This is a genomic window from Novosphingobium kaempferiae (genome assembly GCF_021227995.1).
GTDB lineage: Bacteria > Pseudomonadota > Alphaproteobacteria > Sphingomonadales > Sphingomonadaceae > Novosphingobium > Novosphingobium kaempferiae.
This window is the reverse complement of record NZ_CP089301.1, coordinates 2,899,496-2,922,750: the sequence shown is the minus strand read 5'-3', so window position 1 is coordinate 2,922,750 and position 23,255 is coordinate 2,899,496. Positions and strand designations below refer to the sequence as shown.

Here is a 23,255-nt window from a genome sequence, read left to right as displayed (position 1 = left end):
AGGCAGGTGCCCATCAGGTCCATCGCCACCACACCTTGCTCACCGCGAGACTGCCAGCCTGGGATGGGCCCCTGCCTGCGCAGGGGCGACGGTGATTTAGGCCAATAATTTAGATGGCAGGGAGATGCGGGCGCTCCCCCTGAAGCGCCCGCGCCCCGATCAGGCCGCCGTCTGCGGTTGCAGCACCGCGACGACTTCCGCAGCCGCGCGCTCGCCCGATTGCAGCGCGGCTTCGATGCCCACTTCGAGGCTCTTGTGATGCTCGCCGGCCCAGTGCAGCGCGCCGACCGGCGTCGCCATGTGGCGAGCGAAGCGGGTGACCTGCCCGGGCGCCATCACGTACTTCTCGCCGCCGATCAGCGGCTCTGCGGCCCACGATACCTGATGGACGATTTCCAGCTTGCCCTCGGTCGAGGGGCGGATGCGGGCGAGCGTCGCCAGCAGTTCCTCACCCGCCGCGTCGCCCATCTCGTCCACGCGCTTGGCGTTGTCGCCGTTGATCCAGATGCGCAGGTGATTAACGCTGTCGTCCTCGTTGAACTCGACGAACAGGCGCTCGAACAGCGTGTCGCTCCACAGCGAGGGGGCGAGGCCGTCCTCTTCCCAGAACTTGCCGGTGGCCCTGAGGATGAACTGCGTGTTGCCCGAACTGGCCGCGCAGCCGATCGCCTCGCCCAGCGGTTCGGGCAGCGGCGGGTCGAAGGCGACATGCTTTAGCGCCACGAACGGCACCGTGACGATGGCGCGCGTCGCGGTGATCGAGGTGCCGTCCTCGAAGCTCGCGGTCACGCCGTCCGGGCCATGCGCGATCTTCACGACCTTGCGGTTCAGCATCGGCTGGCGGCGCAGCGAAGCGGCCATCGCTTCGGGCAGGCGCACCATGCCGCCTTCGAGGCGGATCGGCTTGTACTGTGCGTCGCCGTACTGGTCGAAGTTCTTGGGATCGTCGAAGCCGACCGAGCGCCACTTGATCGCGTCGCGGAAGATCGACAGCGCCGAGACGGTCTCGATGTCGTTGGTGTTGATGCACATGTTGACGAGGCGCATCGCCTCTTCCGACAGGCCGTTGCTGCGCAGGTGATCGGCGAAGGCGATATCGTACTGCGCGTTCGCCGGGTCCAGCCAGCCCTCGATCTCGAAGAACGGCAACAGCGTCTGCATGTAGTAGCTGTCCATGCGCGCGGGCAGGATCTCGCGCTCCTCGCCGACGCACTTGTTGGCCGGGTGGTTCTCCCAGTCTGCGGCGTCGAAAAGTTCGCCGTTGATCGAGAACGCCAGCTTGCCACGTCGCGTCAGCGGGCGGGAGGGCAGGCCGAAGCGCTCGACCATGGCATGCGCGCGCAAGTGCGAGGGGCCGAGGCCGGTGCCGCCGATATCGACCGCCTGTCCGTCCACCTCGATCGTGCGAATGCGCCCGCCGAGGATCGGCGCGGCATCGACGATCTGCGCCTCGATGCCCTGCTTCTCCAGTTCCATGGCGGCGTAGAGCCCGGCAAGGCCGGCGCCGACGATCAGCACGGGAACGTCGGGGGTGGGGTGTGTCATTGGCAGAAGCTCCTGATGGATCGGGCGAATTGCGGGATGCCCACGGCGAAGACGTCGCGGCTGAGTTCGGGAAGTTCCTCGAAGCGTGCATCGGGGAAGAGGGCGGCGGCCTCGCGGCTGACGTCGAGCAGGCCTTCGTGCGGCTGCGCGACGAGGACGGGTTGCGTGACCAGCGGCAGGCGCGCGGCGGCGTCATAGGACCACACGCCGATGTAGGTCCAGGCGCGGCGATGCATGGCGGCGGCCTTGTCGCGGAAGGTCCACACGGCCTGTTCGAAGTCCGCGCCGGGAAGCCGCTGGACGACGGTGAAATCCCAGAGCCAGCGCATCCAGTCGATGATTTCCTCGCCATCCTCGGCGGGCAGCGTCACTGCCTCGGCCTTGGCGAGATTGGCGGCGCGCTCCTGCGCGGAACGCATGGGCAGGCCGGACAGGACGAGGCGGCCGACACGCTCCGGCGCGGCGATCGCCAGTTCGGTACACAGGTACGTGCCAGAGTGATAGCCGAACAGGTCCACGGGAGTGTCCGAGCCTAGCCCGAGCGCTTCCATGCCGTCCGCGAAGGCCCCGGCAAGCTGGTCCAGCGATTGCGGTCCCGGCGGGGTGTCGGACATGCCGTTGCCCGGCGTGTCGAGCGCGTAGACCGCCCGATCCCGCGCCATTTCCGCGATCAGCGGCAGGTACTCCTGCGAAGACGAGGGGTTCTGGTGGAGCATGACGAGCGCAGGTTTCCCGGTCGGCTCGGCGGGCGCGGCATGGCGATAATGGAGCTGGCCGAAGCGGCATTCGGTGTAGCCGCGGAACACGGTCGGACCGCCGCGATCGGCGAGGGGCAGGTAGTCTGGCATGGTGGAAACTCTACGCCGGGGCCGTGATGCGGCTAGGTGCGTCGCGACCGCGCAGTCATACGCTTCATGCATGACTCCCGGCACTGCTTCGGGATTGGCCGTGTCCGCGCCGAAGGTCAGATTACCACCATCGACCCGATGAGTGGATTATGACGTACAGCCCAGCCCGATATTTTGCCGAACCGCGCCGGAGCATTCCCGGTGAGTCTCCCGAGATGGCGCGCCTGACTGCGATGACCGTCGCGCTGCTGCAGGAACTGGCGATCACGCGCGAGCGGCTCGACACGCTGGAGCGCATGGGCGAGGCGGCGGGCTGGCTCGATCGCGCCGCGCTGGACGCCTTCCGTGCCGAGGGCGCCGCCGAGGCGGAGCGCAACGCCACCCGCCGCCGCCTGATCGAAGTGGTCATGCACCCCTTCAAGGCCGATGCCGAGCGCGCTCTGGAACAGACGCGCGAGAATGCCGAGCAGGCGGAGCGCGTCCGGCTCGCCGATGCCATCCTCGAAAAGGAGCAGTTGTCATGAGCCATCCGATGATGCCCGAAACGACGCACGACGAGCATGTCGAGCAGCTTTTCGTCCGCGACTTCAAGGTCTGGCTGGGCGAGGGCGTCGGCGCCCAGATGCGCGGCGTGGCCGAGAACGTGGCCGAAGTCTCCGGCTCCGAGCGCATGTCCGAAGTGCGCCGCGACCTCATGCAGAACGAGGTGTTCCGCAGCTGGATCGGCTATCGCCGGCTCTCGCAGGAGATGATGTGGGACGCGGTCGGCCGCTCGATCGACCGCCAGATCGACACACTCCAGTCGCGCGCGCGCATCGCCGAGCCCAAGGGTTCGGTAACGCTCGACCCCGACTTCACCCCGCCGCCCTACATCGCCGCGCTCGACGTCCACATGATGCCGGGCGGCTACCACCACGACCAGGGCCAGGGCGACGTGCGGCAGGGCGCGCTGATCGACCGGGGCGGTGCGGTCTACATGCTGGGCCGCAACGGCGGCCTGATGAACGACGTGCGCGGCCACACCACCGTCCAGCACCTCTGGGAACTCTACCCCGACCTTGAGCCCAAGCGCATCCTCGACCTCGGCTGCGCGGTCGGCGCGAGCACGGTGGCGGTGGCGAGCCACTTCCCCGATGCCGAAGTCGTCGCGGTGGACGTCGGCGGCGCGATGCTGCGCTATGCCCACGCCCGCGCCGAGCACCTTGGCGAGCGCGTCCACTTCGTTCAGGCCGATGCCGAGAAGACCCCGTTCGAGGACGAGAGCTTCGACGTCGTCTATTCCTGCGTCCTGCTGCACGAGACGTCGAACGCGGCGGCGCGCAACATCTTCCGCGAATGCCACCGCCTGCTGCGGCCCGGCGGCGTGATGATCCACAACGAGGTGCCGGGCCGCACCGACGAACTCGGCGTCTGGGGCAACATCCAGGGCGATTTCGAGGCGCTCTACAACAACGAGCCGTTCTGGCGCGGGATGCAGAACATGGACTTCGCGCAGATCACCCGCGAGGCCGGTTTCGCGGAAGCGACGATCGGCTACCAGCTCGCCGCGCCCAAGCCCTCGCGCCGCGCGCCCGCCGGGTTCTCGACCGAGTCCTCGGGGCCGTTCCGGTCGTGGTTCATGATCTCCGCGCGCAAGTGACGCAGGAGATCGACCGCCACTTCGTCCGCATCGCCGAAGGGCAGGTGCATTACCGCAGCCTGCCCGCGGAGCCGGGTGCGGGGGCGCAGCGTCCGCTGGTGATGCTGCACCTCTCGCCTGCGTCCTCGCGCAGCCTCGAGCCGCTGATGCTGGCGCTGCGCGAGGCGGGGCACGCCGGGCCGATCCTGGCGCCGGACACGCTGGGCAACGGCGATTCCGCGCGGCCCGCCCATGCCGATGCGGACATCGCCTACTTCGCCGACAGCATGGTGCGCATGGCCGATGCGCTGGGCCTTGCCGCCTTCGACCTCTACGGATCGCACACCGGCGCGCGCATCGCCTGCGAGATCGCGGCCTCGCGCCCCGATCGCGTCGGCGCGCTCGTGCTGAGCGGGATCACCGAATACGACGCCGCCACGCAGGCGCTCTATACCGAGAGCTACGTGCCGCGCGTGGAGCCCGACGAATATGGCCGCCAGATGGTCTGGGGCTTCCATTTCGTGCGCGACCAGCACCTCTTCGCGCCCTATTTCAGGCGCGAGGCGGCGTTCCGGCTGGCCAAGGACGTTCCGCCGCCCGAAGTGCTGCACGAAGGTGCGCTGGACATCCTCAAGGCGCTCGACACCTACCATATCCCCTACCTCGCTGCCTTCGCCTACCCCACCCGTGCGCGGGCCGCGCTGGTGCGGTCGCCCGCGCTGCTGATGCAGCCGGAGTGGGGGCCGCCCAAGCTCAACCAGGCGGCCGCCGAGATCGCCGCGCTCATGCCGGAAGGGCGGGTTTCCGCGCCGACCGGCGGGCTGGACGGCTACGCGGCCGAAGTCGCCGCCTTCCTAGCCGCCAGCGCGGCGAGCCTGCCTATCGGAGAAACCATTCCATGCTGACCGCCACGCAAGAGCGCCCCGAAACCACCGCGGCGGGCCTCGTCGCGCATTCGGTGCTCGACGCCCATGCGCTCGCCCGCGAGGTCGCGGCGCGCTACGATCTTCCCGAGGGAGTGCGGGCCTCGCTGCTGTTCCGGGGCATGAATGACGTCTACGTCATCACCGCCGGCGGCCGCCGCTGGGCGCTGCGCGTGTGGCGCGGGACATGGCGCGGGCTGGACGAAGTGGAGAACGAACTATCGTTCCTCAACTTCCTGAGATCGCGTGATTTTCCGGCATCCTTCCCGGTGCCGCTGCGTGACGGGAGCTGGTACTTCACGCTGCAGGCGCCCGAGGCCCTGCGCGCGGTGGCGCTCTACGAGTGGGCGCCGGGCGTCAAGGTGTTCGACCGCCACACCCCGGAAACCGCTGCCGAAGTCGGCCGCCTGCTGGCGCGGATGCACGTCCTTGGCCGCGACTACGTGCCCGCGCATCCGATCGACCTCAGCCGCGGGCACCTGATGGAGCATCTGCCGGACCTGCTCGAACTCGTCGCCGACCGGGGCACGGAAGCGCGGGATTACGCGGCTTTCGCGCCGAAGGTGCAGGCCGTCCTCGACGATCTCGGACAGTACGACCTGCCCGTCGGGGCCTGCCACGGCGACCTTCATCCCAGCAATGCCCACGTCGACGAGGACGGGCGCATCACCGTGCTCGACTTCGACGGATGCGGCGGCGGCTATCTGCTGAAGGACATCGCGAACTACGTGTTCGGCAGCGATTTCTACGGTTTTGCGCCGGAACTCGGGCAGGCCTTCGTCGCCGGATACAACGAAGTGCGGCCGATGACGGCGGACGAGACGCGCCTGCTGGACTTCTTCGTCTTCGTGAAGACGTTCCAGCTGGCGGCGGGAATTTCGCACAACGTCAACTCGGTCGGCCGGGCCTCGCTGCGCTTCCGGGGGCTCGACTGGTTCGCCGCGCAAGTTCGCAAGGGCATGGAAAGGCACGCCGATCTGCTTGGCGATTAAGCGTGTACTGAACTGAACCTAGCGACACCTGAGGGTGTTCTAGCGGTGCCTGAGCGTGACATAGCGTAACGGGGCGCGTGCATCGGCGACGGTGCGCGCGCCCTTTCGCATGTGGGCTCCGGAAGGGCCGGAACCCCGCTTTCGGACCTCCGGCTCACAGGCCGAAGGCAAGCGCGAAGTGTCGCCTTGGTCATACGCAATGCGTATGAGGTGCTTTTTCCGCTGACCGGTTTCGACGGGCAAACCGACGCTATTTCAACATTTTAACACCCCGTCTCACAACCCGCGTCGGCCCCGCCCGGACCCCACTGTTCGTCAGATGAACAGGACCGAACGCGGTGTGGCCCATGGACGGCGCAGGGGTGAGGTTGCTCCTCGCTGCATTCAGGACGGCGGGCCGATAGTCGCCCGTCGCGGCCGCCCGTTCCGGGATGGCGCAGCGCTCTTCAGGCAAGGGGGGAAATCGAAATGAGAAGATCCATCATGCTTTCGCGCGCCGCGCTGCTCGTATCGAGTTCGCTGCTCTTCCCGCTCGGCACCGCGCAGGCCCAGACCGCGCAGGCCCAGACTCCACAGGCGGAAGACACCGCGCCCGCAGGCGACATCGTCGTCACCGCGCGCAAGACGAACGAGAGCATCACCGACGTTCCGATCGCGATCACCGCGCTCACCGCCGATGCGCTGGAAGCGCGCGACATCAAGGACATGAGCGACGTCGCCTCGTTCACGCCGGGCCTGCGCAACCAGAACCAGTCGGTCGGCCGCAACGACCGCGGGTACAAGCAGTACATCATCCGCGGCGTCGTCCCCGGCAGCGCCTCGTCCTCGCGCCAGAGCGTGACGCTGTTCGTCGATGGCGCGCCGGTCCCCGGCGGCAACTTCGAAGGCGTCAGCAACATCGACCGCATCGAGGTGGTGAAGGGCCCGCAGAGCGCATTCTTCGGCCGCGCGACCTTCGCGGGCGCGATCAACCTCGTCACCCGTCCGCCCGCCTACGACTGGGGCGGCAACCTCGACGTCAGCTACGCCAGCTTCGACACGCGCGACATCAAGGCCAGCGTCGAAGGCCCGATCGTCAACGACGTGCTGGCCTTCCGCCTCGGCGGCCACCTCTACCACACCGACGGCGCCTACAAGGACGTGAACTATCCGGGCGTGCGCCTGGGTGAGCGCGACACCAAGTCGATCAGCGGCACCCTGCGCTTCGATCCGACGCCGGACCTGCACTTCAAGGCCTTCGGCGTCTACTGGGAGGACGACGACGGCCTGCCCGCCAACGGGCGCTACAACCAGTCCACCTGGAACTGCAACGGCGGCGCGGCCCCGGCGGGATCGCTCAACTACACCTGCGGCAAGCTGACCGGCTATCCGAAGGACACCGTGACCTGGATCCAGGATCTCAACCCCACCGCCTATGCCGCGCTCCAGTCCGGCCAGGCGCTGTTCGGGCGCGACTTCATCGACCACCTGGGCCTCCACCGCGAAGCCGCGCAGGCGCGCGTGAGCATGGACTGGGACATCGGCGCATGGAACGTCAGCGCGCTGGGCTCCTACGACGTCAACAAGTGGAACTTCCTCCAGACCCTGTTCGGCTATGACACCCGCGACATCCCGAGCATCGGCGCGGCGAACCTGCCCTACGCCTACAACCTGATCCAGGGCGGCCCGCGCGACGAGAGCTACTACGGCGAAGTGCGCGTCTCCTCGCCCAAGAACAAGCCGGTCTGGGCGACCATCGGCGCCAACTACCTGAACCAGGACTACGACGTCATCACCACGTCCTACACCGGCGCGGGATACGGCGTGGTGACCCCGCGCCTGCTCAACAACACCGAGACGATCGGCATCTTCGGCTCGGTCAACTGGGACATCACCGATGCGCTGACCTTCTCGGGCGAGGCGCGCTACCAGTGGGACCGCCAGTACCAGAAGACCTTCGCGGGCTCGAACCCGACGTTCGAGAACACCTTCCGCTCGTTCACCCCGCGCGCGATCCTGCAGTACGAAGTCGCGCCCGACAGCATGGTCTACGGCTCGTTCTCGGTCGGCAACCGTCCGGGCGAGTTCAACTCCTCGTACTTCTCGCAGTCGGCCTACGTGCAGGCGCAGATCGACGAGCAGGCGAACGTCAGCGGCGTCGTGCCCGAAGACAAGCTCTACATGTACGAGGTCGGCTACAAGGGCTGGCTGATCGACCGCAAGCTGCGCGTCATGCTCTCGGCCTACTACGGCCAGTGGAAGGACCGCCACATCCCCAGCACCGTGCTCTACTACGCCAGCGAGGCGGCGCGGGCTTCGGGCGTGCTCAGCCAGATGCAGGTCACCGCGCCCTCGGGCAAGGTCGACCTCTCGGGCGTCGAGCTTGAAGTGCTCTACCTGCCGCACCCGGACTGGACCGTCGAAGGCACCTTCGGCTACGCCCGCACCGACATCAAGCGCACCTACAGCGCCGATGCGCTGGCGATCACCGGCAACGCCAGCCCGGTCGGCACGCAGCTGCCCTACTACCCGGAGAAGTCCGGCAGCCTCGGCGTGACCTGGGAGCACGCCTATACCGACCACCTCTCGCCCTTCGTGCGGATGGACGCGATCTATACCGACCGCATCTACGCCACCGAGGCGAACCTCGCCTACATCCCGCAGAACGTGAAGGTGAACCTGCGCGTCGGCGCCAAGGTCGACAACATCCGGCTGGAGGCCTTCGCCACCAACCTGTTCGACAACCGCACTCCGAGCAGCCTCGCCCGCGTGGCCTACAACGAGTACGGCGCCACCGGCACCACCCGGAGCGTCAGCGGCATCATCGTCTCGCTCGCCGACCCGCGGACCGTCGGCGTGCGCGCCAGCATCGACTTCTGACCCGAGGCGGGATCGAAAGCGCAAAGGCGGGCGGGGAGCGATCCCCGTCCGTTTTTTGTGTGTGGGGTGGGCTGCCGACCTCGTCGGTGTCTGCATCATAGCCATCCATTGAGCGATGGAATGGCCTTTCATAGATCATGATTGTAGCATAAATTGATCGATAGAAAGGCGTCTCATCGATCATGCGTTGGAACTGGCAGCTTCCCGACTGGCCGAATTTTGGCTTCGACCCAAGCCGCCTGCGGGTTGCCGAGGAACGCTTCCTGAAAGGTTCGGGCGTGGTTGTCGGGACCATGCATCATCTCGATGAGCATGCCCGGCAAGGAATCGTGATCGAACTGATATCTCGCGAAATGGTGGAAAGTTCTGCCATCGAGGGAGAGCTTCTGGATCGCGCCAGCGTGCAGTCTTCAATTGCCCGCCAACTCGGGCTGATTGCGGACAAGCGCCGCTCCAATCCTGCCGAAGCGGGTGCGGCGGAACTCATGGCCGACTTGTATCGTCGCTATGCGGTTCCACTCAGCGATGAACTGCTGTTCGATTGGCATCGCATGCTGATGAACGGGCGCCGCGATCTTGCGGATATCGGTGCGTATCGCACACATGCCGATCCCATGCAGATCGTGTCCGGTGCGCTACATGCGCCACGGGTCCATTTCGAGGCCCCACCTTCCGATAGCGTACCGCTGGAAATGGCGCGGTTCGTCGCATGGTTCAACGACAGCTCTCCAAAGGGCGACGCGCCTTTTCCGGCCATCACGCGCGCGGCGATCGCACATCTGTGGTTCGAGACGATACACCCGTTCGAAGACGGTAATGGGCGCCTCGGGCGCGCGATTGCCGAAAAAGCGCTCGCGCAGAGCCTGGAAGCGCCGACATTGACGGCGCTGGCAGCAACAATTCATCGGCGCAGGAAGGCCTATTACGCCGAATTGCAGCGCGCCAGCCAGAGCAACCGGATCGATGCGTGGATGACATGGTTCGCCGACATCGTGCTGGAAGCGCAGGCCTCCACCATCGAGAGCATCGGCTTCCTGATCGAAAAGACCCGCTTGCTCGACCGGCTCAAGGACAGGATCAACCCGCGGCAGGAGAAGGCTCTGATCCGCATGATGGCAGAAGGGCCGAACGGTTTCGCGGGTGGCCTCAGCGCGCGAAACTACCGCACGATCACCGATGCGGCCTCAGCCACGGCGACCCGCGACCTGGCCGAGCTTGTCGAACTGGGCGCACTGGAGAGGATCGGCGAACGGCGATATGCGCGCTATCATCTGAAAATCCCGGCCGCCGCGAATTCAATCATCGTTCCGGGTGCAAAGGCCTGATTCGTTCCGGGATCGGCCGCGATTGCTCTCTTGCTCAGCGCGCCCCCGTCTCACTCAGGAACTTGCGCACCAGCGCAAGGCTCTCGGCGGATTTCTCGACCGGGACCATGTGCGAGGCGTGGTCGAGCACGGCCATCCGCTTGTCCGGCGCGCCGACCCTGGCGAAGGCGTCCTTGCCGCTCTTGACCGTGAGCAGCGGATTGTCGCGGCCCCAGATCAGCAGCGCGGGTGCGCGGATGGCGGCGAGGTCGTCCTCGCGTTCGGCCTGGGTGTAGCCGTGGGCGCCCGCTTCCAGGCGGCGGCGGTCTTCCAGCACGCCGGGGCGGTTGGCCTCGTCGGTCAGGCGCGCGACCATCGCGGGGGAGGCGGCGGCGTTGTCGGTGAGGTTCTGGTTGAGCATCCAGCGCGTCAGCCACGCGGGCTGGTAGTTCAGCAGCACCGAATCGCGCAGCCAGATCGACAGGGCATAGGCGCGCTCGGGCTTGATGTAGCGGCGCGCCAGCGGGAAGTTGATGAGCACCAGCCGGGACACGAGATCGGGCCGGTGCGCCGCGATCCGCGCGGCGGTGGTGCCGCCGCTCGAAGCGCCGACCAGCACCGCGTCCCGGATGCCGAGCCGGTCGGCGAAGGCGGAGACGACATCGGCCTCGCGCTCGTAGCCGGCGGTGGGGAAGGGGTCGTGCCCGGTGAGGCCGAAGGCGGGACGGTCGAGCCGCACGACGCGGTGGTCGCGCGCCAGTTCGCCCGCCCATGCGTCGTAGGCATGGACGTCGAGGTAGGAGCCGTGGAGCAGCAGCACCGGCGGGCCGGAGCCTTCGTCGAGGTAGTGGATGCGCACGCCCGCAACCTCGACGAAGCGCGACTGTGGCGTGCGGTTGCGCGCCACCACTTCGGCGTCATCGCGTGAGAGCAGCCCTGCGCGCGCGGCGCCGACGAAGGCCACGCAGCCGACCGCGACGGCGGCGAGCAGTCCGGCGGCGACCATGCCCGGTCGCCTGCGTTTCGGCGCCACCCTCAGACCCGGCGCAACACGGGGCGCACGGAAGGCTGCGGCACGTCGGCGCGTGCGCGGGCCATGTCGCGGCCGATCGCGGCGGCGGTCTCGCGCAGGGGCTCCAGCAGGTCGCGCACGGCCTTGCGGATCTCGATCGTGGCGGCGAAGAAGGCGACCGTCAGCGCGCCCTCGATCTGGCCGTCGACCATGATCGGCACCGCGATCGAGGAGGTCTTGCCGGGATTGCGGGTGAAGCGGTTGTAGCCGCGCGCCGCGTAGCCGCTGGCGCGCACGGTGGCGAGCAGGCCGCCGTCGCGGGCCAGTTGCAGCATGTGCTGCGTGTCCTTGTCGCCGAAGCGCTCCAGCATCCCCAGCGTCTTGTCGCGCTCCGCCTCCGGGCAGAAGGCGAGCTGGACGAGACCCGCCGCGCAGGCGAGGATCGGGATCGAATAGCCCGGATGGTACTGGTTGAACGTCAGCGTGGTCAGCGAGTGCGTCGAATCGCAGAGCACCATCGCGCCGCCGACCTGCTTGGTCAGCGTCACCGGCCAGCCGATGCGGCCGGTGAGCGACGTGATGTGCGGGCGGGCGACATCCACCATCGCGCTGTCGCCCTGATAGCCGTGCGAGAGCGACTGGACGAGCGCGGTGGGGCGGTAGAACTTGCGCTGCGGCTCGCGCTCAACCAGCCCTTCGTGGATCAGCGTCTGCACGATGCGGCAGGCGGTCGGGTAGGGCACGTTGGAGGCCTGCGCGACCTGCATCATGCTCAGCGAGCCGTTGCGGTTGATCGCCTGGAGCACCGCGACGGCGCGCGTGACGGAGCGGATGGGGATGCCGCGCTCGGTATCGCGTTCGGCATCGGCGGCAAGATCGTCGTCCAGCGGAATGAGCGCGCGGGTAGCCATCGGATCAGTCCTCCCTGTGAAGAGTACGAGAGGGAGGCTATCTGATTTGCTATATTGTCGCAACAATAGTGCAAAAGAACGTGACGTCTTGATTGCAGAATGGTGCAGAATTTAAAATCATGTAAATTCAGTATCTTGATGAACGATCGGGCGCCCCCTCAGTGCCGACCTGACCGCGCTCCGGCCGGGTCATGCACTTCGCGTATGAGTCAATACGCGGGCGGTCAGCGGCGCCCGCCCATTCGTTCGGCGATCTGCGCGGCGCAGTCGCGCAGGCGCGGCTGAAGCTCGCGCACGGCCTCGCGGATCTCCAGCGCGGTGGAGAAGAACGCGACCGTCAGGCAGCCGTGGATGGTGTCGCCGCTCAGGATCGGCACCGCGATCGAGGAGGTCTTGCCCGGGTTCAGCGTGAAGCGGTTGTACCCGCGCGCCGCGTAGCCGCTGGCGCGGATGCCGTCGAGCAGGGCGCCCTCGCGCAGCACCGAGAGCACGCGGCGGATCTCGTCGTCACCGTAGCGCGACAGGCTGGCCAGCACCGTCTCGCGCTCCTCCTCGCCGCAGAAGGCGAGGTGGACGAGCCCGGCGGCGCAGTCGAGGATCGGCATCGCGTAGCCGGGGTGGTACTCGTTGAAGCACAGCGAAGTCAGCGAATGCGTCGAATCGCGCAGCACCATCGAGCTGCCGACATGGGTGGAGAGCGAGATGGGCCAGCCGATCTCGCGCGTCAGCCCCGAAATGAACGGGCGGGCGACGTGGACCAGCTCGCCATGCCCCTCGAACCCCTGCGACAGCGTCTGCACCAGCGGCGTCGGGCGGTAGTGCTTGCGCGTCTCCTCGCGCTCGATCAGGCCTTCGTGGAGCAGCGTCTGCACGATGCGGCAGGCGGTCGGGTAGGGCACCTGCGAGGCCTGCGCGATGTCCATCATGTTCAGAGAACCGGCGCGGTTGATCGCCTGCAGCACGCTGATCGCGCGGCTGATCGCCCGGATCGGAATCCCGCGCCCGCCCGAAGCATCGTCGTCCACGTCGTTGGCGACGGCCGAGCGGTTGTCGAGAGGTATGATCGCGCGTGATGCCATGACCTTGCGTACCCTTGCTTGCGAATCCCGGTGAGCGTGTCGGCTCATTTGTCTGCAACATAGTACATTTGCAGCATGCGGGACAAGCGAATGTTCGCAGGTCGATCAGATTCGGGGGGCGGTTTCGCCTGAGGGCGGAACCATCTTCAATCCGTCATTCCCGCGAAGGCGGGAACCCATCTCCTGACAGCGCGTGTTGCTCCCGCATCAGTTGGATCCCCGCCTTCGCGGGGATGACGGATAAATGGAAGCGATCACGTTTCACCCGCCGTCGCCCCTGCGCAGGCAGGGGCCCATCAGGTGTCTCGCCATGGCACCTTGCTCACCGCGAGGAGGCCAGCCTGGGATGGGCCCCTGCCTTCGCAGGGGCGACGGGTCAGAATGATGGTTTGAGATTACCCCACCAGCGCCGCGGCGCTGCGTCCCGCGATCTTGCCGAGCGTCGTCGCGGTCAGCAGGCCGTTGCCTGCGAGGTAGCCGTAGGAGCCGTCGCCCGAGATGCCGCGCGCCGCGCCGCCGCCCGCGAAGACGTTGGGCAGCGGGCTGCCGTCCGGGCGCAGCACGCGCGCCTCGTCGTCGACCACGAGGCCGCCCTGCGTGTGGAACAGCGCGCCGGTGACCTTGGCGGCGTACCACGGCCCGGCGAGTTCGGGCTTGCCGGTGAAGTCGCGGCCGAAGGCATCCTCGCCCTCGCCACGGGTGAGCGCGGCGACGTCGGCGACGGTGCGCGCCAGCACGTCGGCGGGCAGGCGCGTCGCGAAGGCGAGCTGTTCGAGGTCGTCCGCCCTGACCACCGCCTGCGCGGAGATGGCGTCGCGGTAGTCCTCGAACTCGCACATCAGCGTGTGCAGCCGCTCGTCGAAGATCGACCAGGCGACGTGGCCGGGCTGCGCGTTGACCTTGGCGGCCTGTTCCGAATAGCCCGCCGCCTCGTTGCTGAAGCGTTCGCCTGCGGTGTTCACCTGGAAACCGCCCTGCATGATGAGCGGCCAGAGGATCGGGATGCCGTGCCCGGCGGCAAGCCCGCCGTGGCCCTGGTAGCCGGTGAGGTCGGCCATGGCGGCGCCGAGCTGCTCGCCCCAGCGCAGCGCGTCGCCCTTGTTGCCGGGATGGCCGTGGAAGGTCGCCTCGGCCATCTCGGGGATGTGCTGCGCGACCATCGCCGCGTTGCCCGCGAAGCCCGAGCAGGCGAGCACCAGCGCGTCGCAGGACACCTCCTCGACGGTGCCGTCGGGGCGGGCGAAGCGCACCAGCGTGACGCGGCCGGTTGCGTCGGCGACGAGTTCGGTCACGGTGGCGTCGGTGACGAGCATCGCGCCCGCGTCCTCCGCCGCGCTCTGGAGGCAGCCCATCAGTTCGCCGCCCGAGCGCTTGGGGGTGCCGTACATGCGGCGCGCGCTGTGGCCGGGGTAGGTGAAGCCGTCCAGCAGGTCGAGCGGGATCGCGTGGCGTTCGCGCATCCACGCCACCGTCTCGGCCGAGTGCCGCGCGAGGTTGAGCGCCATCGCCGGATCTGCGCGACCCTTGGTCTTGCGGGTGATGTCCGCGGCGAAGATCTCCGCCGAATCGACCACGCCCTGCGCGGCCTGCTCGGGCGTCCCGGCGGCGGGGATGAGGCCGGTCGACATCGCGGTGGAGCCCAGCGGGGTCTCGTCACGCTCGATCACCAGCACCTCGACGCCCGCGTCGGCGGCGGCGAGCGCGGCGCACAGGCCGGTCGCACCGGCGCCGATCACCACGACCGGAACGTGCATCGTCTCGCTCATGCCGCGTCTCCCTGCGGAAGCACCGACCAGGCCCAGGGCCGGGCCTGCCGGTCGGCGCTTTCATGGGCGTCGATCGCCGGCCGGTCGAGCAGGGTCAGGGCGATGGGGTCGAGGCCCTCGGTCAGCATCAATTTCGCTTCCTCGTCAATGTCGAAGTGCCAGGTCCGGCCATTGCCACGGATCTCCTGGGCGGGCAGGTCGATTTCCAGCACGAGGCCGGGCTCGTCGAAAGGCGCGGGGTCCATGGCGATCGGCAGCACGCCGTTGCGCACGCAGTTGCCCCGGAAAATCGGGCTGAACCCGGTCGCGATCACGGCGCGGAAGCCGTATTCGGCCAGCGCCCAGACCGCGTGCTCGCGGCTCGATCCGCTGCCGAAGTTGCCGCCGCCGAGCAGGATTTTGGCGTTGGCGTATTCCGGGCGGTTGAGCACGAAGGCGGGATCGGGCACGCGCGCATCGACGTCGCTGTAGCGCCATCCCGCGAAGAGGCCCACCGAAAGGCCCTTCTTCGACACCGACTTCATCTCGCGCGAGGGGATGATGGCGTCGGTGTCCACGTTGTCGCGGATCAGCGGTGCGGCGATGGACCGCAGGATACGGAACGGTTCCATCAGTGCGCCTCCAGTTCGCGGGGATCGGCGATGCGCCCGGCGATGGCCGATGCGGCGACCGTCGCGGGCGAGGCGAGGTGCGTGCGCGTGCGCGGGCCCTGTCGGCTCTCGAAGTTGCGGTTGGTGGTGGAGATCACACGCTCCTCCTCGCCGAAGTGCTCGCCGCCGGAGAAGAAGCACATCGAGCAGCCCGCCTCTCGCCACTCGAACCCGGCGTCGAGGAACACGCGGTCGAGCCCCTCGGCCTCGGCCTCGGCCTTGACGCGGGTGGAGCCGGGCACGCAGATCGCGCGCACGCCCTCGGCGACCTTGCGGCCCGCGAGGATGCTGGCGGCGGCGCGCAGGTCGGGCAGGCGGGCGTTGGTGCAGGACCCGATGAAGGCGGCATCGATCGGCAGGCCGAGCAGCGCGGCGTCCTCGGCCAGATCCATGTAGGCGAGGGCGCGCGCATGCGCCTCGGGCGTGGTCGGCGCGGCGTCGGGCGCGGGCTCGGCGAGCCGGGGCACGCGGCCCGCGAGCGGCACCGACTGTTGCGGCGCGGTGCCCCAGCTTATCATCGGCACGACGTCGGCGGCGTCGATGGCGACCTCGCGGTCGAAGGCGGCGCCGTCATCGGTGTTGAGGTCCGCCCAGTCGGCCAGCGCAGCCTGCCAGTCCTCGCCCCTGGGCGCATAAGTCCGCCCCTCAAGCCACGCGGCGGTGGCGGCGTCGGGGGCGATGACGGCGGTGAAGGCGGCCAGTTCGGTCGCCATGTTGCACAGCGTCATGCGTGCTTCCATCGGCAGCGCGGCGATGGTCGGCCCGGCGTATTCGATGACGTGCGCGCGCCCGCCGCCCGAACCCAGCCGCGCGACGACATGGAGCGCGAGATCCTTGGCGGTGACGCCCGGCGCGAGTTCGCCCGAGACGGTGACGCGCATCTGCTTCGGGCGGGTGATCCGCAGCGTGCCGGTGGCGAGCGCGTGCTCCGCCTCGCTGGAGCCGATGCCCCATGCCAGCGCGCCGAATGCCCCTTGCGTGCAGGTGTGGCTGTCCGGGCAGACGAGGGTGAGGCCGGGCAGCACCACCGCGTTCTCGGGCGAGATGACGTGGACGATGCCCTGCCGGGGATCGCCGATGTCGAACAGCGTCGCGCCCGCGCGCAGCGCCGCCTCGCGCGTGGCGAGGATGAAGTCGGTCCCGGTCGGCATGATCGTGCGATCGCCGCGCCCGGGCAGGGTGTCGACCACATGGTCCATCGTCACGAACACGCGCGCGGGATCGCGCACCGGGCGGCCGCTCTCCTCAAGCGCCTTGAGCGCGATGCCGCCGGTCCGCTCGTGCAGCAGCACGCGGTCGATGGCGACGAGGCCGGTGCCGCCGCCCAGATCGCGCACCAGATGCGCATTCCACAGCTTGTCGAACAGCGTGCGCGCCATGCGGGTCAGCGTCCGGTTCCGGCGATGCGGTTACGCAGCTCGTCGCCATGCTCGTCGGGGCGCGGCAGGTCGCGGAACAGGCCGGGGCGCATCCCGTCGATCTCCAGCGGCAGCGCGGGCAGGCGCGCCACGGTGCCGTCCGCCAGCGTCACGTCGAGCAGGCCCCCGCCCGCGTTGAGGTGCGCGTCGTCGACGAGTTCCTCGGGCTTGGCGATCGGGGCGAAGGGCAGGCCGCTCTTCTCCAGCTTCGCCACCAGTTCCTCGCGCGGCATCGAGCGGAACAGGGCGGAGACCACCGGAATGATCTCGTCGCGCGCCTTCACGCGCTCGTTGTTGGTCTCCCATTCGGTGCGGGCGGCGAGTTCGGTCATGCCGAAGTCGGCGCAGAAGGTCTTCCACTGCCCGTCGCTGACGACGCCGACGAAGAGCTGCTCGCCTTCGTTGGCCGTCTCGAACACGTCGTAGATCGCCCAGGCGGAGATGCGCACCGGCATCGGCCTTGCGGCGGCGCCGGTGACGGCCTTCTGCGCGATGTGCTGGCCGACGAGGAACGCGGTCGTCTCGTAGAGGCTGCACTTGATCTCGGCGCCCTTGCCGGTGCGGTGGCGCTGCTCCAGCGCGGCGAGGATGCCGATGACGCCGAACATGCCGCCGGTGATGTCGATCACCGAGGAACCGGCGCGCAGCGGGCGTCCCGGCGGGCCGGTCATGTAGGCGAGGCCGCCCATCATCTGCGTTACCTCGTCAAGCGCGGTGCGCTCCTCGTAAGGGCCCTTCAGGAAGCCCTTGGCCGAGCAGTAGATGAGGCCGGGGTTCGCCTCCGACAGCGCCTCGTAGCCGAGGCCGAGGCGGGCGAGGGTGCCGGGGCGGAAGTTCTCGATCACCACGTCGGCATCGGCGCACAGCGCCTGTGCGTGCTTCAGGTCGTCCGGGTTCTTGAGGTCGAGGCAGATGCTGCGCTTGTTGCGGTTGAACATCGGGAAGTAGCCCGATCCCGAACCGAGCAGCGTGCGGGTGCGGTCGCCCTCGGGCGGTTCCACCTTGATGACGTCCGCGCCGAGGTCTCCCAGGATCACGCCGACCGAAGGCCCCATCACCATATGCGTGAACTCGATCACGGTGATTCCTGCCAGCGGGGCCGGATTCGCCTGCTGCCCCGCGCCCTCGTTTTCCTGCTTTGCGCTCAAGATGTTGCCCCTGACGTGCCTTGGTTGTGTCGCTGAAATTGCTATATGGATAATACAATTGAGCATGATCTAGCAAGGACGGGGCGGCCCGCGTCGCCCACCTATCGCGCGACTGCTCGCATGGCGGACAGAGGGCCTGCGCTATTGGCCAAGTGCCGCGCGGCGCGGTAGGGAGGACAACTGACTTGGGGGACCATGGGATGACGGCAGTGAAAAGGGTGGCCTCGATCGCGCGGATCGGCGCGGCGATCGGCACTCAGGGGCAGCTTGCCCGCGACGCGGCGATCCCGCTCTACCACCAGATCTACCTGACGCTGCGCGACGAGATCACGCGTGGGGACCGCCCGTTCGGATCGCCGGTGCCGACCGAGATGGAACTGGCGGAAAGCTACGACGTGTCGCGCATCACCGCGCGCCGCGCGCTGGACGAACTGGCGACCGGCGGCTTCGTGGAGCGCCGCCGCCGCCTCGGCACGCACGTCATCTTCCGCGCCGCGTCCAAGCCGATCGAGGCGAACATCGACCAGGCGGTCGAATCGCTGATCGCCTTCGGCCAGAACACCGCGGTCAAGGTGCTCGAAGTCACCACCGAGCCCGCGCAGGACGCCATCGCGCAGAAGCTGGGGCTGGTGGAGGGCGAGCCCGCGATCCGCGCGGTGCGCCTGCGGTCCAGCCGCAACGGGCCGCTGGGCGTGATCGTCAGCCACATGCGCGCGGGGCTGGGCGTCTCGGTGACGCCCGAGCGCCTGACCGAGCGCCCGATCCTCTCGCTGCTGCGCGAGGCCGGGGTGCGGATCGGCGGCGCGATCCAGACCATCGAGGCGATGGTCGCCGACCCCGAGATGGCCGAGCAGCTCCAGTGCGAACCGCGCGCGGCGGTGCTCCACGTCGAGCGTCTGGTGGAGGACGACAACGGCCTCACCGTGCTCGTCACCAACGCCTACTACCGCGCCGATCGCTACCGCATCACGCTGGACATGCACGAACAGGGGCAGTTCTCGCCGACGTTCGGGTGAGGGATTTTCTTCCCCGCCTGCCCAACCCTCTCCACATTGTCCGACAGGCGAACACAGCGTCAGCCCACCCGCTTGCACCCCGGCATATTTGCTATACCTTTAGAACAAATATCCGTGTTTGCGATGCAGTAGGGTCAGTTCGAGATGGACATTCTGGTTAGCGAAGTGGGGCCGCGCGACGGGCTTCAGAACGTCAAGCGGGTCATGCCGACCGAGGCCAAGAAGGTCTGGATCGACGAACTCGTCGCCGCCGGCGTCAAGGAGATCGAGGTGGGCAGCTTCGTGCCCGCCAAGCTGATCCCCCAGCTTGCCGACACCGCCGAGATCGTCGAGCACACGCGCCGCCACGAAGGCGTGACGGTGGCGGTGCTGGTGCCCAACCGGCGCGGCGCGGCCGATGCCGTGGCGGCGGGCGCGCACAAGCTGACGCTGCCGCTCTCGGTCTCCGAGACGCACAGCCTCGCCAACCTGCGCAAGACGCACGAGCAGGTGCTGGAGGAAGTCCGTGCGATCACCGCGATGCTCGCCCAGTTGCCCGAGGATCGCCGCCCGCACTTCGAGGGCAGCCTCTCGACCGTGTTCGGCTGCACGCTGGAGGGCGCGATCCCCGATGCGACGATCCTGCGCCTCGCGTCCGAGCTGATGGCGGCAGGCTGCGACGAGGTCGGCCTGTCCGACACCACCGGCTACGCCACGCCCGGCGATGTCAAGCGGCTGGTGAAGATGGTGCGCGGCGAGGTGGGCGACCATGCCGTGACCGGGCTGCACCTGCACAACACGCGCGGGCTCGGCCTTGCCAACGTGGTGGCCGGGCTCGAAGCCGGGATCACCACCTTCGACGCCTCGATCGGCGGCCTTGGCGGCTGCCCCTTCGCGCCGGGCGCGAGCGGCAACATCGTCACCGAGGATCTCGTCTTCATGCTGGAGGCGATGGGCTGCCGCACCGGCATCGACATCGAGCGCCTGCAGGAATCGCGCCGCGTGGTCGCCGCCGCGCTGCCGGGCGAGCCGCTCTACGGCTTCATTCCCGATGCGGGGTTGCCCAAGGGCTGGTCGCCCGCGCAGAACTCCCCCGAAAACGTGAGGACTTTCGCATGAGCATTGTTGGCACTCGCATGGTGCGCGAGGACAAGACCGCGCGCCAGATCTTCGAGGACGTGATGGCGAACCCCGCCCGCTCCAGGTTCGGCTTCGGCGAGAAGCTGGCGATCGTCAACGTCGACTTCCAGAACGCCTATACCCGGATCGACCGCTACAAGACCGCCTACGAGACCGACCCGCGCCAGATCGAGCATACCAACACGATCTCGAAGCTGGCGCGCGAGGCCGGGATGCCGGTGATCTGGACGCATGTCGCCTACATGGACAGCGCCGCCGACGCGGGCGTCTGGGGCACGCGCACCGACACGCCGGACTCGCTCCAGAACATCAAGTTCGACAGCGACCGCCACGCCTTCGACGAGCGCTGCGAGATCGACGAGAGCGTGGACGCGATCTACACCAAGCGCATGCCCTCGGCCTTCTTCGAGACGCCGTTGCAGAGCCTGCTGGTGTGGCACAAGGTCGATACGCTGGTCATCACCGGCGGCTCCACCTCGGGCTGCATCCGCGCCACCGCGGTCGAGAGCCTGAGCCGCGGCTACCGCACCATCGTCCCCATCGAGACCTGCGCGGACAAGCACGAATCCTACCACTTCGCCAACCTCACCGACCTCCAGCTCAAGTATGCGGACGTCGTGCCGGTGCAGGACGTCGTGGACTGGTTCGGGCAGCGGGAGGTTCTGGGCTGATGCGCGAAGGCGAGCGCGATCCCGGCCTCTACGGCTTCCGCCCCTGGCGCGACCGACCGGCGATCGAGTGGCCGGACGGCAAGAAGGTGGCCGTCTGGGTTTCCCCGAACCTCGAATTCTACGAGATCGACCCGCCGAAGAACCCGCACCGGACCTCGTGGCCGCGCGTTCACCCGGACGTCGTCGGCTACGGCCACCGCGACTACGGCAACCGCGTCGCGCACTGGCGCATGGCCGAGGTGATGAGCAAGCACGGCTTCCCCGGCTCGGTCAGCCTCTCGGTCTCGATGTGCCAGCACATGCCCGAGATCGTCGCGGACGCCGACGCGCGCGGGTGGGAGTTCTTCAGCCACGGCATCTACAACACACGCTACTCCTACGGCATGGACGAGGCGCAGGAACGCGCGATCATCGAGGATTCGATCCGCACCGTGCGCGAGGCGACCGGGCAGACGATCAAGGGCTGGCTCGCCCCCGCGCTGACGCACACGCCGCGCACGCTCGACCTGATCGCCGAATACGGCCTGACCTACACCTGCGATCTCTATCACGACGACCGCCCGAACCCGGTCGAGGTGAAGAGCGGCAGGCTGATCTCGATGCCCTACAGCCTCGAGGTCAACGACCACTACGGCTTCTTCGTCTACAACATGAGCCCGCGCGAATACGCCGATACGCTCATCCGCCAGTACGACCGGCTCGCGGAAGAGGGCGGCACGGTGATGTGCATCCCGCTCCACGCCTACCTCATCGGCCAGCCGCACCGCATCGGCCCGTTCGAGGAGGTGCTGCGCCACATCGCGGCCGATGGCCGGGCGTGGATCACGCGCAGCGGCGACATCGCCGACCACTTCCTGTCGACCGGCGGCTACGAGGCGGCCGAGGCCGACTGCGCGCGCTATGCCAAGGAGGACCGGGCATGACCCTCGATCCCGGCTATCTCGAATATCCGATGCGCCGCAAGGGCATGGACCATGACCTCTACTCCTGGTCCAACATCGCCGAGCGCGCGCCGCTGGCGCTGCCGGGCGGGGCGAAGGTGGCGGTCGCGCCGCTCGTCAGCCTCGAATGGTTCCCCATCGTTCCCGGCGAAGCGCCGTTCCGCGCGCCCGGGCACATGCAGACGGCCTATCCGGACTACCGCCACTACACCGCGCGCGAATACGGGACGCGGGTGGGCTTCTACCGCCTGCTCGATGCCTTCGCGAAAGTCGGTGCGAAGGCGACCATCGCGGTGAACTCCGCGATCGCCGAGCGCTATTCGACGATCATCGCCGACATCCTCGCGGCGGGGCACGAGATCGTCGCCCACGCCACCGACATGGACGCGACGATAGACAGCACCGTGCCCGAGGACCGCGAGCGCGCCATGATCGTCGCCGCGCGCGATACGCTGGCGCAGGCGATGGGTTCGGCCCCGAAGGGCTGGATGTCGATCGCCCGCCAGCAGAGCTGGAACACGCCGCGCCTGCTGGTGGAGGAGGGCTTCGGCTATTGCCTCGACTGGGTGAACGACGATCTGCCCTATGTGCAGACCACCAGTGCCGGGCCGCTGGTCGCAGTGCCCTACAACCACGAACTGTCCGACCGGCAGGTGATCGTGGTGCAGCAGCACTCGGCGGAAAGCTACGTCGAGCAGATGAAGGACGCCCATGCGTGGCTGTCGTCCGAGGCCGCGCCGCGCGTGCTGCCGCTGCACCTGACGCCCTATGTGATGGGCCTGCCGTTCCGCATGGGCGCGTTCGAGGGCCTGCTCGAATGGCTGGCCGCGCAGCCCGGCACGGTCTTCGCGACGGCGGGCGAACTTGCCGCCGCACTCCCGGGAGAAGACGCATGAAGACGGTTCTGGCAATGGCGCTGGCGCTCGGAGCGGCTTCGGCAGTCTCGGCGGCGGATGCTCCGGCGGCGCACGATGCGCGCTGGGAAGCCGCGAAGGCGGCGATCTGGACCAAGGAACTGGCGATCTACGAAGGCCGGGGCCGGGGCGACCTCTCGCTCTACCTCGGCAATACCGCCACCAACTACGTCGCCTGGCCGCCGTTCAACGAAGTGCCCAAGGGCAACGAGGGCCTGCGCGCCACCGGAGCGGCGATGAAGGGCAAGACGAAGGAGCGTCTGGAGATGACGTTCCTCGACCTCGCGCTCAACGGCGATACGGCGGTGGTCTACTACAAGACCCACCGCACCATGAAGGCCGACGGCTCGCTCGCCGACGAGCATTTCGAGGTGACGCATACCTGGGTCATGCAGGACGGCACCTGGAAGGTGCTGGGCGGCATGGCCCGCGCCCGCCCGCAGCGCTGAGTTTCACGAGTACCTCACCGGGGCGGACCGAACACGCCGCCCGGCCGCCTTGAGCCGCCCGCGCTAATGCAC

21 protein-coding genes are annotated in these 23,255 nt (G+C 68.2%); 12 read left to right on the top strand and 9 right to left on the bottom strand.

Annotated elements, in window-relative coordinates; translation table 11 throughout:
• Window positions 1-159 precede the first annotated feature (159 nt).
• Window positions 160-1,545, bottom strand: a complete 1,386-nt coding sequence (locus LO787_RS13185) for a flavin monoamine oxidase family protein (RefSeq protein WP_232491480.1) — start codon at window positions 1,543-1,545, stop codon at window positions 160-162.
• Window positions 1,542-2,393 (bottom strand): alpha/beta fold hydrolase, encoded by an 852-nt coding sequence (locus LO787_RS13180; protein ID WP_232491479.1) that lies wholly within the window; start codon window positions 2,391-2,393, stop codon window positions 1,542-1,544. The genes LO787_RS13185 and LO787_RS13180 overlap by 4 nt, the downstream gene beginning before the upstream one ends.
• A 215-nt stretch (window positions 2,394-2,608) precedes the next feature.
• Between LO787_RS13180 and LO787_RS13175 the strand changes: the two genes are divergently transcribed.
• The 6 genes from LO787_RS13175 to LO787_RS13150 all read left to right on the top strand — a co-directional run bounded on the left by LO787_RS13175 (window position 2,609) and on the right by LO787_RS13150 (window position 10,110).
• A complete protein-coding gene (locus LO787_RS13175) occupies window positions 2,609-2,917 on the top strand; it encodes a hypothetical protein (protein WP_232491478.1) in 309 nt (102 codons plus the stop codon).
• The gene (locus LO787_RS13170) at window positions 2,914-4,032 is read left to right on the top strand and encodes a class I SAM-dependent methyltransferase (protein WP_232491477.1); all 1,119 of its coding nucleotides are present in this window, start codon (window positions 2,914-2,916) and stop codon (window positions 4,030-4,032) included. Before LO787_RS13175 ends, LO787_RS13170 begins: the two co-directional genes overlap by 4 nt.
• Window positions 4,005-4,916: an alpha/beta hydrolase gene (locus LO787_RS13165; RefSeq protein ID WP_232491476.1), complete on the top strand. Its 912-nt coding sequence runs from the start codon at window positions 4,005-4,007 to the stop codon at window positions 4,914-4,916. The genes LO787_RS13170 and LO787_RS13165 overlap by 28 nt, the downstream gene beginning before the upstream one ends.
• Complete coding sequence (locus LO787_RS13160; RefSeq protein ID WP_232491475.1) at window positions 4,910-5,926, top strand: phosphotransferase enzyme family protein; 1,017 nt, start codon at window positions 4,910-4,912, stop codon at window positions 5,924-5,926. Before LO787_RS13165 ends, LO787_RS13160 begins: the two co-directional genes overlap by 7 nt.
• A gap of 468 nt (window positions 5,927-6,394) precedes the next feature.
• Window positions 6,395-8,785 carry a TonB-dependent receptor gene (locus tag LO787_RS13155; RefSeq protein WP_232491474.1) on the top strand — a complete coding sequence of 797 codons (2,391 nt, stop codon included), beginning with the start codon at window positions 6,395-6,397 and terminating at the stop codon, window positions 8,783-8,785.
• 182 nt (window positions 8,786-8,967) lie between these two features.
• Window positions 8,968-10,110: a Fic family protein gene (locus LO787_RS13150; protein ID WP_232491473.1), complete on the top strand. Its 1,143-nt coding sequence runs from the start codon at window positions 8,968-8,970 to the stop codon at window positions 10,108-10,110.
• Between the two features lie 34 nt (window positions 10,111-10,144).
• Here LO787_RS13150 and LO787_RS13145 read toward each other — a convergent pair whose 3' ends face one another.
• The 7 genes from LO787_RS13145 to LO787_RS13115 form a co-directional block, all read right to left on the bottom strand.
• Window positions 10,145-11,095, bottom strand: a complete 951-nt coding sequence (locus LO787_RS13145; RefSeq protein WP_232491472.1) for an alpha/beta fold hydrolase — start codon at window positions 11,093-11,095, stop codon at window positions 10,145-10,147.
• A 29-nt stretch (window positions 11,096-11,124) separates the two neighbouring features.
• Window positions 11,125-12,012, bottom strand: a complete 888-nt coding sequence (locus LO787_RS13140; protein WP_232491471.1) for a helix-turn-helix domain-containing protein — start codon at window positions 12,010-12,012, stop codon at window positions 11,125-11,127.
• A gap of 224 nt (window positions 12,013-12,236) precedes the next feature.
• Window positions 12,237-13,091, bottom strand: coding sequence for a helix-turn-helix domain-containing protein (locus LO787_RS13135; RefSeq protein WP_232491470.1), 855 nt, complete (start codon window positions 13,089-13,091; stop codon window positions 12,237-12,239).
• 395 nt (window positions 13,092-13,486) lie between these two features.
• Entirely contained in the window at window positions 13,487-14,857 is a 1,371-nt protein-coding gene (locus LO787_RS13130; RefSeq protein WP_232491469.1) for an FAD-dependent oxidoreductase, read from the bottom strand.
• Window positions 14,854-15,468, bottom strand: coding sequence for a 3-isopropylmalate dehydratase small subunit (gene leuD / locus LO787_RS13125; protein WP_232491468.1), 615 nt, complete (start codon window positions 15,466-15,468; stop codon window positions 14,854-14,856). Before leuD ends, LO787_RS13130 begins: the two co-directional genes overlap by 4 nt.
• Window positions 15,468-16,895 (bottom strand): 3-isopropylmalate dehydratase large subunit, encoded by a 1,428-nt coding sequence (locus tag LO787_RS13120; RefSeq protein WP_232496311.1) that lies wholly within the window; start codon window positions 16,893-16,895, stop codon window positions 15,468-15,470. The genes leuD and LO787_RS13120 overlap by 1 nt, the downstream gene beginning before the upstream one ends.
• Window positions 16,892-18,073, bottom strand: coding sequence for a CaiB/BaiF CoA transferase family protein (locus LO787_RS13115; protein WP_338045374.1), 1,182 nt, complete (start codon window positions 18,071-18,073; stop codon window positions 16,892-16,894). Before LO787_RS13115 ends, LO787_RS13120 begins: the two co-directional genes overlap by 4 nt.
• A gap of 200 nt (window positions 18,074-18,273) precedes the next feature.
• On the opposite strand from LO787_RS13115, the gene LO787_RS13110 reads away from it, so the two are divergent.
• The 6 genes from LO787_RS13110 to LO787_RS13085 all read left to right on the top strand — a co-directional run bounded on the left by LO787_RS13110 (window position 18,274) and on the right by LO787_RS13085 (window position 23,183).
• Window positions 18,274-19,089: a GntR family transcriptional regulator gene (locus LO787_RS13110; RefSeq protein WP_232491467.1), complete on the top strand. Its 816-nt coding sequence runs from the start codon at window positions 18,274-18,276 to the stop codon at window positions 19,087-19,089.
• Window positions 19,090-19,233: 144 nt separating this feature from the next.
• The gene (locus LO787_RS13105) at window positions 19,234-20,187 is read left to right on the top strand and encodes a hydroxymethylglutaryl-CoA lyase (RefSeq protein WP_232491466.1); all 954 of its coding nucleotides are present in this window, start codon (window positions 19,234-19,236) and stop codon (window positions 20,185-20,187) included.
• Window positions 20,184-20,879 carry an isochorismatase family protein gene (locus LO787_RS13100; RefSeq protein ID WP_232491465.1) on the top strand — a complete coding sequence of 232 codons (696 nt, stop codon included), beginning with the start codon at window positions 20,184-20,186 and terminating at the stop codon, window positions 20,877-20,879. The genes LO787_RS13105 and LO787_RS13100 overlap by 4 nt, the downstream gene beginning before the upstream one ends.
• Window positions 20,879-21,802, top strand: coding sequence for a polysaccharide deacetylase family protein (locus LO787_RS13095; protein WP_232491464.1), 924 nt, complete (start codon window positions 20,879-20,881; stop codon window positions 21,800-21,802). Before LO787_RS13100 ends, LO787_RS13095 begins: the two co-directional genes overlap by 1 nt.
• On the top strand, window positions 21,799-22,716 hold the full coding sequence (locus LO787_RS13090; RefSeq protein ID WP_232491463.1) for a polysaccharide deacetylase family protein: 918 nt from the start codon (window positions 21,799-21,801) through the stop codon (window positions 22,714-22,716). The genes LO787_RS13095 and LO787_RS13090 overlap by 4 nt, the downstream gene beginning before the upstream one ends.
• A complete protein-coding gene (locus tag LO787_RS13085; protein WP_232491462.1) occupies window positions 22,713-23,183 on the top strand; it encodes a nuclear transport factor 2 family protein in 471 nt (156 codons plus the stop codon). The genes LO787_RS13090 and LO787_RS13085 overlap by 4 nt, the downstream gene beginning before the upstream one ends.
• Window positions 23,184-23,255: the final 72 nt, after the last annotated feature.